Annotated in this window: 8 protein-coding genes and 1 rRNA gene; 4 read left to right on the top strand and 5 right to left on the bottom strand. The window is 64.0% G+C overall.

Annotated elements, in window-relative coordinates:
* Window positions 1-72: 72 nt before the first annotated feature.
* Together CEY05_RS29990 and acnB are read right to left on the bottom strand one after the other, a co-directional pair.
* A complete protein-coding gene (locus CEY05_RS29990; RefSeq protein ID WP_088600931.1) occupies window positions 73-2,310 on the bottom strand; it encodes a TonB-dependent siderophore receptor in 2,238 nt (745 codons plus the stop codon).
* Between the two features lie 305 nt (window positions 2,311-2,615).
* The gene (gene acnB, locus CEY05_RS29995) at window positions 2,616-5,201 is read right to left on the bottom strand and encodes a bifunctional aconitate hydratase 2/2-methylisocitrate dehydratase (protein ID WP_088600932.1); all 2,586 of its coding nucleotides are present in this window, start codon (window positions 5,199-5,201) and stop codon (window positions 2,616-2,618) included.
* Window positions 5,202-5,463: 262 nt separating this feature from the next.
* On the opposite strand from acnB, the gene CEY05_RS30000 reads away from it, so the two are divergent.
* Complete coding sequence (locus CEY05_RS30000) at window positions 5,464-6,072, top strand: hypothetical protein (protein WP_198952950.1); 609 nt, start codon at window positions 5,464-5,466, stop codon at window positions 6,070-6,072.
* An 83-nt stretch (window positions 6,073-6,155) separates the two neighbouring features.
* Here the strand turns inward: CEY05_RS30000 and CEY05_RS30005 are convergent, their stop codons facing one another.
* Entirely contained in the window at window positions 6,156-8,807 is a 2,652-nt protein-coding gene (locus CEY05_RS30005) for a DUF3772 domain-containing protein (protein WP_233161777.1), read from the bottom strand.
* Between the two features lie 202 nt (window positions 8,808-9,009).
* Here CEY05_RS30005 and CEY05_RS30010 point away from each other — a divergent pair, with 202 nt between their 5' ends.
* On the top strand, window positions 9,010-9,717 hold the full coding sequence (locus CEY05_RS30010; protein ID WP_088600935.1) for a glutathione S-transferase: 708 nt from the start codon (window positions 9,010-9,012) through the stop codon (window positions 9,715-9,717).
* Here CEY05_RS30010 and CEY05_RS30015 read toward each other — a convergent pair.
* Window positions 9,693-10,661, bottom strand: coding sequence for a LysR substrate-binding domain-containing protein (locus CEY05_RS30015; protein ID WP_088600936.1), 969 nt, complete (start codon window positions 10,659-10,661; stop codon window positions 9,693-9,695). The two genes, CEY05_RS30010 and CEY05_RS30015, sit on opposite strands and share 25 nt — an antisense overlap.
* Window positions 10,662-10,761: 100 nt before the next feature.
* On the opposite strand from CEY05_RS30015, the gene CEY05_RS31180 reads away from it, so the two are divergent.
* A complete protein-coding gene (locus tag CEY05_RS31180) occupies window positions 10,762-10,977 on the top strand; it encodes a hypothetical protein (protein WP_143220711.1) in 216 nt (71 codons plus the stop codon).
* Window positions 10,978-11,061: 84 nt separating this feature from the next.
* Here CEY05_RS31180 and CEY05_RS30020 read toward each other — a convergent pair whose 3' ends face one another.
* Window positions 11,062-11,634: a carboxymuconolactone decarboxylase family protein gene (locus CEY05_RS30020; protein ID WP_233161778.1), complete on the bottom strand. Its 573-nt coding sequence runs from the start codon at window positions 11,632-11,634 to the stop codon at window positions 11,062-11,064.
* A 958-nt stretch (window positions 11,635-12,592) separates the two neighbouring features.
* Here CEY05_RS30020 and CEY05_RS30025 point away from each other — a divergent pair.
* Window positions 12,593-12,783 (top strand): 16S ribosomal RNA (locus CEY05_RS30025); the annotation flags it as partial.

Consider the following 12,783-nt stretch of genomic DNA (forward strand, 5'->3'; position numbering starts at 1 on the left):
AGGGACCTGTGCGCAGCACAGGTCCCTCTCCGCTGAATTGCCCCGCGCGGCGGCGGCAATTTTTCAGTTCACTTAAAAGTCGAACGACACCGACAGCTTGGTGGTACGCGGGTCGCCCTGCGTCAGATAACCGCCCCAGGCCGAAGACCAGTAAGCCTTGTTGAAGACGTTGTCCACGCCCAGGCGCCATACGACGTTGTGGCTGGCGACCTTCATGCCGTAGCGCACGCCCAGGTCCAGCGTGGTGTAGGGCTTGAGCTTCTGGGTGTTGGCGGCGTCCAGGTATTGCGTGCCGGCATGGTTGACGCGGCCTTGCAGCGTCAGGCCGTTCAGCCACGGCATGTCCCATTCGCCGCCCAGGATGGCGGTGTACTTGGGTACGCCGGGGGCCTTGTTGCCTTGGGTGTCGTCGGCGGTATTGGTGAGCTTGGGATCGATGAAAGTGATGCCGCTCAACAGGCGCACGCCACGCATCGGTTCGCCGAAGACGTTCAGTTCGACGCCACGATTGCGCTGGCGACCGGCCGGCGAGAAGTTGTTGTTGCTGTCCAGCAGGCCGACGTCTTTCTCGATCTGGAAGACGGCCAGCGACGCGCCGTAGGTATCCATGTCCAGCTTGACGCCGGCTTCATTCTGCTTCGACTCGCCGGGAGGCAGGATCCGGCCCGGGGTGTTGGAAGTGTTCGGCGCGGTGTCGCCCTGTTGCAGGCCCTCGATGTGGTTGGCGTAAAGCGACAGGTGCTCGACGGGCTTGTACACCAGGCCGAACACCGGCGAATTGGCGGAGCGGTCGTAGCTGCTCTGAGTCGAACCGTCGTAGTTGTAGTTGGTGGTGGTCAGGTCCTGATGGCGGATGCCGGCCGTGAACAGGATGCGATCGTCCAGGAACGACATGGTGTCGGACACCGACGTGCCGCTCATGCGGCTGCGCGCGGTGACGCCGGGGTCGCTCATGCTGCCGCCCTTGTAAGGGAAGGTGGTCGGCGCGGCGACTTCAGGCGTGTCGTAGAGATTGGTCGCGAAGCTCGAACTCAGGATGTAGGCGGACCGTTTCTTCAGGTAGTTGCTGGAAAAAGCCACCGTGACCGAGTGCTTGATCGGACCCGTGTCGAACTTGCCCCGCACGCCCGTCATCAGGCCAAAGGTGTCGGAGCGGTAGGGTACGTCCATGCGGGTCGACGAACTGTCGCCGCTGCCGTTGACGTTCATGGTCGAATAGGAACCGAACTCATTGGCGTGGTTCATGCCGAAGCCGGCGAACGCGGTCCAGTTGTCGGTGATGTCGTACTCCGCCTTCGCCATGCCGAAGGTGTTTTCGGTTTCCGAGTAGGTCCACGGTTGCGCGTAGTCGTGGCGCGCGGACGGCACGTCCGGCACGTCGAAGCCGCTCTTCACCCGGACCATGGGACGCCCTTCGCTGGTGCGCTGCTTCTGGTAGCCGAAGTCCAGCGATGCGCGCAGGCGGTCGCCGCGATAGTCCAGGCCCACGGAACCGAAGGTCATGCGATTGCCTTGGTCGCCGATGCCGACATCGCCTTCACGCTGCAGGGCGTTGACGCGGATGCCGAACTGGTTGCTGGCGCCGAAACGGCGCGCGACGTCGGCGGACACGCCGACTTGGGAAGAACTGCTGTAGTCCAGGCCGACGCGGGTCAGCGGGTCGTCGCCGGCACGCTTGGGTTCGATGTTGACCATGCCGCCGATGCCCGAGCCGCCGGGGGGCACGCCGTTCAGGAAGGCGCTGGGGCCCTTGAACAGTTCGACGCGTTCGACGCCTTGCGTGGAGATGATCTGGCGCGGCATCACGCCGTACAGGCCGCCGTAGGAGATGTCATCGCCGTTCAGCGCGAAGCCGCGGATGACGAAGAGCTGGGCGTCGTTGCCGTAGCCCTTGGTGACCTGCACGGACGAGTCGTTGCGCAGCACATCGCCCAGCGATTTGGCCTGCTGGTCCTCGATCAGCTTGGAGGTGAAGCTGGTGACCGAGAAGGGCACATTGGCCGCGTCCTGCTCGCCCAGCACGCCCAGACGGCCACCCTTGGCGACCTGGCCACCGCCATAGGTCGGCGGCAGCACGTCCCCCTGCGTCGCCGCGCCCGTCACGGTCACTGGCGCCATCGTGGTGGTGGCGGTGTCGGACGTTGGCGATGGGGCCGATTGCGCCCAGGCGTTGCCCAGGAACGGCACTGCGCCCAGCGCGGCATAGGCCAGGGCGGCGCGTACGGCCAGCGCGGTGGGGCGCAGGGCGGGTCGACCTGAATGACGTGCGCGCACGGCGACGCCTGCCGGGGTGGCGGCGGGAGAATGCATTGAGTTTCCTTATAGGGAGCGGGGTCGCGGCCCACGGCATCTAGCGTTGCCGGGCGCGTTGATAATCAGAGTGAGGCGAGAACAACTTTCAAACAAGAATTATTCTTATTATTAATAACCCAGCCGATTTTTGCAATTCGCGTGTTGTGCAGATCAGACGTCTGGACGACCGAAAGGGCCTTCGAACCGCGGAGAAAAGATGAAGTCGAACGCTCCCACTTCCTGCGAGCCAAAGAAAAACCCGGCCGCGGCCGGGTTTCTCATGCCTTGCCGGCAAGCCTTGCGGCTGCCGGACCATCCATCACTCAGGCGTCGACCACGTCGGCCACGTCCTTGTAATCAGCGATCTGGTCGAAGTTCAGGTACTGGTAAATCTTGTCCCCGTTCTCGTTGATCACGCCGATGTCAGCCATGTACTCTTCGCGGGTCGGGATGCGGCCCAGCTTGGAGCAGATGGCGGCCAATTCCGCCGAACCCAGATACACATTCGTGTTCTTGCCCAGACGGTTGGGGAAGTTACGCGTGCTGGTCGACATGACGGTCGCGCCTTCACGCACCTGCGCCTGGTTACCCATGCACAGCGAGCAACCGGGCATTTCGGTACGCGCGCCAGCGCCGCCGAAGACGCCGTAGTGGCCTTCCTCGGTCAGTTGCTGGGCATCCATCTTGGTCGGCGGTGCCACCCACAGCTTGACCGGGATATCGCGCTTGCCTTCGAGCAGCTTGGAAGCCGCGCGGAAGTGGCCGATATTGGTCATGCAGCTGCCGATGAACACTTCGTCGATCTTGGCGCCGGCGACGTCGGACAGCGTCTTCACGTCATCCGGATCGTTGGGGCAGGCGACGATGGGCTCATGGATGTCAGCCAGGTCGATTTCGATGACGGCGGCGTATTCGGCGTCGGCATCGGGTTCCAGCAGTTGCGGGTTGGCCAGCCACGCTTCCATGGCCTGGATGCGGCGGCGGATCGAGCGCTCGTCCTGGTAGCCGTTGGCGATGAGCCACTTCAACATCACGATGTTGCTGTTGATGTATTCGATGATGGGCTCTTTGTTCAGGCGCACCGTGCAACCGGCGGCCGAGCGTTCAGCCGAAGCGTCCGACAGTTCGAAAGCCTGTTCGCACTTCAGGTCCGGCAAGCCTTCGATTTCCAGGATGCGGCCGGAGAAGATGTTCTTCTTGTTCTGCTTTTCAACGGTCAGCAGGCCAGCCTTGATGGCGTACAGCGGAATGGCGCTGACCAGATCGCGCAGCGTGACGCCGGGCTGCATCTTGCCCTTGAAGCGCACCAGCACCGATTCCGGCATGTCCAGCGGCATCACGCCGGTGGCGGCGGCAAAGGCGACCAGGCCCGAACCGGCCGGGAACGAAATGCCGATGGGGAAGCGGGTGTGCGAGTCGCCGCCGGTGCCGACGGTGTCGGGCAACAGCATGCGGTTCAGCCACGAGTGGATCACGCCGTCACCGGGCTTGAGCGAAATGCCGCCGCGGGTGCTCATGAAGGCCGGCAGCGAGTGGTGCGTCTTGACGTCCACGGGCTTGGGATAGGCGGCGGTGTGGCAGAAGGACTGCATCACCAGGTCGGCCGAGAAGCCCAGGCAAGCCAGATCCTTCAGCTCGTCGCGGGTCATGGTGCCGGTGGTGTCCTGGCTGCCGACCGACGTCATCTTCGGTTCGCAGTAGGCGCCCGGGCGCACGCCCTTGCCTTCCGGCAGGCCGCAGGCGCGGCCGACCATCTTCTGCGCCAGGGTGTAGCCCTTGGTGCTGGCGGCCGGATCGTGATTCAGGCGGAACTGCGTCGAGGGCGCCAGGCCCAGGGCTTCGCGCGCCTTGGCGGTGAGGCCGCGGCCGATGATCAGTGGAATGCGGCCACCGGCGCGCACTTCGTCGAACAGCACGTCGGACTTGACCTGGAATTCGGCGATGACCTTGCCATCCTTCAGGGCCTTGCCTTCATAGGGGCGCAGCTCGATGACGTCGCCCATGTTCATGTTCGACACGTCCAGCTCGATGGGCAGGGCGCCGGCGTCTTCCATGGTGTTGTAGAAGATCGGGGCAATCTTGTTGCCCAGGCAGACGCCGCCGAAACGCTTGTTCGGCACGAAGGGGATGTCTTCGCCGGTGAACCACAGCACGGAGTTGGTGGCCGACTTGCGCGAGGAACCGGTGCCGACCACGTCGCCGACGTAGGCGATCAGGTTGCCGCGCTTTTGCAGTTCGTTGATGAACTTGAGCGGGCCGACCTTGCCCGGCTCATCGGGCTCGATGCCGGGGCGGGCGTTCTTCAGCATGGCCAGCGCGTGCAGCGGGATGTCCGGACGGCTCCAGGCATCGGGGGCGGGCGACAGGTCGTCGGTATTGGTTTCGCCGGTGACCTTGAAAACGGTCAGCGTCAGGCTTTGCGGCACTTCGGGACGGCTGGTGAACCATTCGGCGTCGGCCCAGCTTTGCAGCACGGACTTGGCGTTGGCATTGCCCTTGTCGGCCTTTTCCTTCACGTCGTGGAATTGGTCGAACATCAGCAGGGTGGTCTTCAGGCCGTTGGCGGCAACGGCGCCCACTTCGGCGTCATCCAGCAGTTCGATCAGCGCGCCGATGTTGTAGCCGCCCAGCATCGTGCCGAGCAGTTCCGTGGCCTTGGCGCGGCTGATCAAAGGACATGATTCCTTGCCCAGCGCGACGGCGGCCAGGTAGGAAGCCTTGACCTTGGCGGCGTCGTCGACACCGGCGGGCACGCGGTTGGTGATGAGATCCAGCAGGAAGGCTTCCTCGCCGGCCGGGGGCGCCTTCAGCAATTCGATCAGGTCGGCGGTCTGCTGCGCGGACAGCGGCAGCGGGGGAATTCCCAGGGCCGCGCGTTCGGCGACGTGTTGGCGATAAGTTTCTAGCATGAAGGTGCCTGCTTGACGGTTGGTGAGGGAAGAGTCTCGGCGGCGATTGTAGTAGTCCGCCCGCGCCGGATCAAGTGGTCTTATATCTTATATAAGACCTGGATTGTTACGGCTGAGTGTTACGGAGGCCGACGGTCGCGCCTTCTTCCTCGCCCCATAGAGACGAAGGACACTGTCACTAGGCTCCGCCCGCAGCGTAAAAACGTCATCGGACGTACCCCGTTACAATCGCGGCTCCGTATTTGGCGTGACAGAGGCGGCCGTGCGTGCGCTTAGTATTTCCTTGCTGCTGGCGGTGTTGGTCGCCTTGACCGGTTGCGCGACATCGCCACCCCGTAATCCTGACAATATCTGCGCCATTTTTCGGGAAAAAGACGATTGGTATGACGCGGCCATCGCCACGCAGAAGAAGTGGGGCGTGCCGGTACAGGTGCCGTTTGCCATCCTGTACCAGGAATCGGGCTTCCGGCAGGACGCCAAGCCGCCGCGCGATTACCTGTTGTGGATCATTCCTTGGGGACGCGTGAGTTCCGCCTACGGCTATGCCCAGGTCAAGGACGACACCTGGGATGATTACGTGCGCGAGAACGACCGCTGGTTCGCCCATCGTGACGATTTCAGCGATGCCATCGATTTCATGGGCTGGTACATCACCAAGGCGCAACGCCTGAACGGCGTGGCCAAGTCCGATGCCTACGGGCAGTACCTGAACTATCACGAAGGCTGGGGCGGTTACCGCGCCGGCACCTATCGCAAGAAAGCGTGGCTGATAAATGTGTCGCGCAAGGTGCAGGCGCGGGCCGAACGCTACCGCGTGCAATACGCGGGCTGCAAGAGCGACCTGGATCGCGGGTTCTGGAGCATCTTTTAGGGGCGGGATCCTGCCCTGGATGGATAAATGGCGGACTGGTAAACCAGTCCGCCATTTTTTTCGGAGAAGACGCCAAGGAAACGCTACCCGCGGTCGCTCTCCGGTGGAGGCGCCGCGGCAACCGTGGTCGGTGTCGCCGGCGCCGTCGAGGCGACAGGGCCGACCGCGGGAGCGGCCGTGGCGGGCGCCAAGGCTGCCAGCGCCGGCATCGACGTGGCGACCGGCGCGCTGACCAGCAGGGTAGGCGGCTTGCCCAGCGTGATGCCGTTGTCCGCGAGCCGCTGCAGGATGTCGAACAGCAAGGTGCTGCGCGTGCCGTAGGCCTGGCGTGGCGACGACACATACGCGGTGGCGTTGAACTGCAGATTGCTGGCGTCTATGCCGTCCAGGAACACATTGGGCGACGGTGCGTCCAGCACGTCCGGATGCTCGGTGAAGGCGGCCAGGATGGTCTCCTTGACCGTGGCGGCGTTCGCGCCCAGCGGCATGGGCAACTTGATCTGCACCAGGCCCAGGGGATTGGCGTGGGTGACGTTGCGCACCGTCTTGGTGATGAATTCCGAGTTCGGCACGATCACGGTGGAACGGTCGCTCATCTGGATCTCGGTGGCCCGCACATTGATACGGCGGATGTCGCCTTCCACCCCGCCCAGCGATACCCAGTCGCCCACCTTCACCGGCCGCTCGGCCAGCAGGATCAGGCCCGAGACGAAGTTCTGCACCACCGCCTGCAAGCCGAAACCTATCCCCACCGACAGGGCGCTGGCCACCCACGCCACGCGCTCCAGGCCGATGCCCAGTGCCGACATCGACAGGGCCACCGCGATCACGATGCCGACATAGCCGAACAGCGTCGTGGTTGACGTCTGCATGCCGGTGTCCAGCGTGGTGGTGGGCAGGAAGCGCGCCGTCAGCCAGCGCTTGAGCATGCGCACCGCCAGCAGGCCGCCGGCCAGCACCAGCAGGCCTTGCATCAACGCGGCGGGGCGCAGTTGCACCTCGCCGATGGCCAGGCCGTTGCGCCATTGATCCACGCGCTGCAGCAGTTCCATCGGGCCTTCGCCGAACTGGCTCAGCACCAGGGTGATGGCGATGATGGCGATGAAAACGCGGGCCACGCCCGACAGCAGCACCGCGGCCTGGTCGCGCAAGCGCGGCTGGTGCTTGTCCTTATCCTTATCCTTGTCGCCGTTGTCGCGCTTGGACCCCAGCACCGCCATGAAGAAGTCGTCCACCAGCAAGGAAAGCAGGTAGGTGGCGGCGACGACGATCAGGCTCCAGGTCAGCTGCTTCACGACGAAGCTGCCGAAGGCGACATAGCCGACCAGCAGGGCCAGCAGCGAGCAGGTCAGCACCAGCCACATCGCGCTGACGACGATGACATACAGCAGGCTGCGCGGCGGCACGTGCCCGGTTTCGGGATCGCGCAGCGCGCGGCGGCGCGCGCGTTCCAGCCGCGCCAGGCCCAGCGCCACGATGCTGCCTATCGCCAGGGCCGCGATACAGTTGCCAAGTATGGTGGTGCTGAGGCTGGCGCTGATCACGCCGGGCAGGCGTTCGAAGACCCAGACCGCCGACAGCAGGGGGCCCAATGTCAGCGGGAACCAGCGCATGCGCGTGGCGATCTCGTCGGGGATGGCGAGCAGGCGCCAGGACGGCCGTGACGGTTCCAGCAGCGCGATGCCCAGGCCGGCCACGAAGCCGCCGAAGCAGACGATGCCCGCGGTGCCGGCCAGCAGGGCGCGGGTGTCGTCGGCCAGGTCGCCGCTCCAGTCCAGCGCGATGAACGCCAGCTCGGCGATCAGCCCGGGCGTGATGGTCGCCAGCAGCACGATGGTCAAGGCATGCACGGAGCGGCGCAGGCGGCCGGCGGGCACGCGCGCCGCCGTCAGGCGGATCAGCGCGCGGCTGATCAGGGCCCACAGGCCGATGACGATGGCCAGCGCCGCGGCCAGCGCCATCCAGGCCCAGACAGGCAGGCCGGCCAGAGCGGTCTCCAATTCATCGCCCAGGTCGCCCAGGCGGGAAATGTCGCGCGGACCGTCGCCACGGAACTCCGACCAGAAGAAGGTGCCCAGGATGGAGGGGCGCCGTTCACCCAGGCGCGCCTGGAATTGCGCGCGGCGGACGTTGGCCACCTGTTCGGCGGTCTGCACGCCTTCCACGGACAGCAGCCGCGCCAGTTTGACCTGCGCGTCCAGCGTGCCGCGGGATTTCTCCAGCTCGGCGCGCTGGGTGGCAACGTCGTGCGCTTCCTTGGTGCCGTCGGGCACCGGTCCCAATTCCGTCAGGCGTGCCTGCATCGCGGCCAAGGCCGGGGCCAGCCGATCGGCGATGGCGTCGGCCTTGGCCTGGATGTCCAGCGCGGCGGCACGGCGGCGCAGCAGTTCGGCATCGTCGGTTTCTTCGGCCAGGCCCTTGCGCAGCAGGTCCATCTGCTTGCGCGCGGCCTCCAGGGCCTTGTCCGGCGACTTTTCGGCGTCGCTGGCCGGGGCGGTCGCGGCCGAGGCGCCTTGGGCCTGCGCGGGCGTGGCGGTCCCGGCCAGGATGAAGCCCAGGCACAGGGCGAGGCACAGCCACAGGGCAGGGATCAAGCCCCGGCCCTGGCGGGCCGCGGCACGGGCCGGATACGTGACCGCGGCGCGGGCGTCCCCTTGACCGGGGGCGGTGCGCGTGGGCGCCGCCGGGTCCGCCGTGGTGCGCATTCGGCTGGACGTAAAGATCGGGATGTTCATTCTTGCTTCATTCTTGCGATAGCGTGCTGAGACGGTCGGAGCATAGCAAGCCGCCTTCGTCCGCGTGCAACAAACTGATGCTGCGGTATGGCCGCGAGCGCGCCTGTGCCGCCGCCGGTAGATCGTGGATGGGGGTGAGGGGCGCAGCGGGTACACCGGTTGCGCGCTGATGGACTTTCCTCAGTGCACACAGGAGGCGGTAATGGTCTATGACCTTTGGTATTGGACAGGCATCCCGGGACGCGGCGAATTCGTCCGGTTGGCCTTGGAGGCCGCCGGCCTGCCTTATCGCGACCGCGCGCGGGAGAAAAACGGTGAAGACGCCATGCTGCGCGACATGCGCGCCCATCCCCAGTGTCCCCCCTTCGCGCCGCCTTATCTGGTGGCCGGCGACCTGGTCATCGCGCAGACCGCCAATATCCTGCTGTATCTGGGGGAGCAGCATGGCCTGGCACCGGACGACGTGGCCGGGCGCCTGTGGGTCAACCAACTGCAACTGACCATCGCCGATATGGTCACCGAGGCGCATGACACCCATCATCCAGTGGCGTCAGCCCTCTACTACGAAGACCAGCAGGAAGAAGCCAGCCGCCGGGCCGATGATTTTCGTAATGCGCGCATGCCGAAATTCCTGGGGTATTTCGACGCCATCCTGTCCGCGCGGGGCGACTGGCTGGCGGGCGGCAAGCGCTGGACCTATGCCGACCTGTCTCTGTTCGGCCTGGTCGACGGCCTGCTGTATGCCTTTCCCAAGCGGATGGCGACGCTGGCGCGGGATTATCCGCATGTCTTTGCCCTGCACGAGCAGGTCGCTGCCCTGGCCGAATTGCAGGATTATTTGAAGAGCGATCGCCGTGTCGCTTATGGCGACGGCATCTTTCGTTACTACCGCGAACTGGACGCGGCGTGAGCGGTGCCCTTGCGGGTCGCGCGGCGCTTGCCGGGCGATCCATATTGCAGCGCGCGCCGCGACGCTTCCAGTTCGTCGCGGATCCAGTCGCGCAGCGTGATCAAGGGCGCCCAGTTCTGCAGCGCGGCGGGATACACCAATTGATAGGCATTGGCGGAGTCATAAAGAATCTCGACCGGCGACAGGCGCACCAGCCGGCCGTCGCCCAAGGCATCGGCCGCCAATAGCTCGCGCACGATGGCCAGGCCCAGGTTCTGCTCGACCGCCGACAACAGCAGCCCCGCGTCATTGAACACCGCCACCGTGCTTACCTTGCGCGGCGCCCCCGCCGCGCTGAACCACTGTTCCCACAGGCCCGCCTCGCCCAGCAGCGGCTCGCGGGCATAGTCGCCCGGTGTCGCGCCGGCCAGCCGCCGTGATGCGGCGGGCGAACCGACCAGGATCATGGGCATCGGATGGTCGAACAATTTTTCCGAGTGCAAACCGGGCCAGGGGCCGCGCCCTTGCCGCAGGGCCGCGTGAAATCCCTCGCGTCGCACATCCACCAATTGTTGCGAGCTTTCAATTTCCAACGCGATGTCGGGATGTTGTTCACGCCAGTGCCCCATACGTGGCAACAACCAGCGTTGCGCAAACGAGGGCAGCACACTCAGACGCAGCCGCTGCCCCGTCGAACTGGCCGCTGCCGCGGCCGCCTGCATGCCCTCATCCAGCTGCGCCAATGCCTCTTTTACGTAAGGCAGTAGTGCAGCGCCCGCCGCATTCAGGCTCAAGCGCCGGCCGTGGCGGTCGAACACGGGGTGGCCAAGCTGCGTTTCCAGCACGCGCAACTGCTGGCTGACGGCGCTGTGCGTCAGGTGCAAGGTTTCCGCCGCCGCGCGCAGGTTCTGCAGCTCGGCGATGACGCGGAAGGTGGGCAGGGTATTCAAGGGCAGGCGCGGCATCTGGTAAGAATAACTTTCCAGCGTGGGCGGAACAAGTCGATTCCTCAAGGCGCCCTGGTTCCCTATCCTGAACAGTCAGTGGCCAAACCAGGGGAAACCGATGAATAGGGATGTATTGATGAAGCCGGCGCGGAGCCGGCTTGGGCGGGTGCTCGGCCGTATGGCATGGTGGCGCAGGTCGCTGGAGGGCAATCCCGTGACCCACCTGGATGCGCACACGCTGCGCGACATCGGTTTGCCGGAAGCGGAAACCAGCCGGCTGCGGGCCGAGGATGAACTGGACAGCAGCCGGGATCGCGGGCGAGGGATATGGTGACCAGGCGCGACGCCGATGGCGACGGCCGGCTTATGTTGGGGCGTGCCTGCTCCTTGGCTACAGCAAGCGTGCAACAGGACGTGCCTACTCCACGGCACCCAGCTCGCAAGGCTTGCCTTCCGGCGGGCGGATATCGAATACGTTCAGCGTCATCGAAATCATCGTGTAGTAGCCGGCGATGCCGACCAGGTCGATGACGCCTGCCTCGCCCAGCACATGGACGATGCGGTCGTACAGTTCCTGGGGAATGGCGCGCTCCGCGTGCAGCACGTTGAGGAACTCGTGGATCAGGGCTTCGTCGGGATCGCCGTAGGGAATGGGCTGGCCATCACGCAGGGCCTCTATCATTTCCACACTGATACCGGCCTTGAGCGCAGGCGGCTTGTGCGCCCACCACTCGAAGTCCGAACGCCAGTGGTGCGCCAATATAAGGATGGCCCATTCAGACAGCCGTGGCGGCAGGCTGGTTTCGAAACGGCAATAGCGGCCCAGTGCTTGAGCCGGCTCGGCCAGGGCAGGGCGGTGCAGCCATACGGCCAAGGGGCCGCGCACCTGTCCGCGCGGCCCGGAGGTGATCACGTCATATATACGTTTTTGTTCCGGCGTCATTTGAGCGGGCTCCAGTATGGGCACACGGGGCAAACGGGGGGAACTCATATGACTCTCCAAAGCTTCCAGGGCCAGGCCGGCGGACGAGCCGGCCAATGCGGCGCGGCCGGACTGGCGCAAACTACACAAACGTATTGACGCCATTGTGGCTGGTGCGCCCCTACACGCATCTGAAACTGCTGCAATGCGGGATGAGGTAGCGCCGGCTGGCGGGTGCGTGACGCCACTGCTAGTAGAGGAATTGCGCCTCGGCTGGATAGCGGGATGCGCCAGCCAGGCGATCTGAATGCGCTCCCTATAGTCATATATAGGGAAGGGAGTAATCTGGCGGCTCGCACTCCCGGCCTGGCGCGGCCGGCGCAAGTTTTTTTAAAAATTTTCGCGAATCGGCTGTACACGCAAAAAAGCTGTGCTATAGTCTCGCTCCTTCGCTGCTCCAACACAAACAAGCGACGACGAAACGGCAGGAATATCCTGTAGTTTCATGGGCTTAGCTGGGGCAAGGCAGTGAAGGTGAAGTGAGATGATGAAGCAGTTTTAGGTTGAGCGCTCAGCGCCGCCAAAAACGGTTTCAGCGAGATTCGGCAACGAATCGAGCAAAGCAGGTTTCAGATGCAAGGCGGTGACTTCCAAGAAGCACGCAGCGTTTGAAAGGAGTAAAAAAGTTCAGAAATGAATTTGACAACTTCGAAAAACTGCTTCATAATCTCGTTTCTCTGCTGCTGAAACAGCAACGCGGCGAAAGCAGCGAAGCCAGTGAGTAGGCAGCAAGGTAGTACGAAGTTAGCAGTATCGCTCTTTAACAACGAAACAACCGATAAGTGTGGGCGCTTGATGCGGATTGCGCTGCCCATCGAGAAATCGATGGCGCCAACGAAATCAAACGCTCACATAGAAGTAAGAAACACAGGACGAAGAAATTTGTCTTGGTTCTCACTTCCTTTGAGCAAATGCGAAAGACGTCTTGAATCTGGTTTACTGGATGAGAGGCGTACAAACAGAGATTGAACTGAAGAGTTTGATCCTGGCTCAGATTGAACGCTAGCGGGATGCCTTACACATGCAAGTCGAACGGCAACACGGACTTCGGTCTGGTGGCGAGTGGCGAACGGGTGAGTAATGTATCGGAACGTGCCCAGTAGCGGGGGATAACTACGCGAAAGCGTAGCTAATACCGCATACGCCCTACGGGGGAAA

This window comes from Achromobacter sp. HZ34, from assembly GCF_002209485.1.
Classification (GTDB): Bacteria; Pseudomonadota; Gammaproteobacteria; order Burkholderiales; family Burkholderiaceae_B; genus Bordetella_C.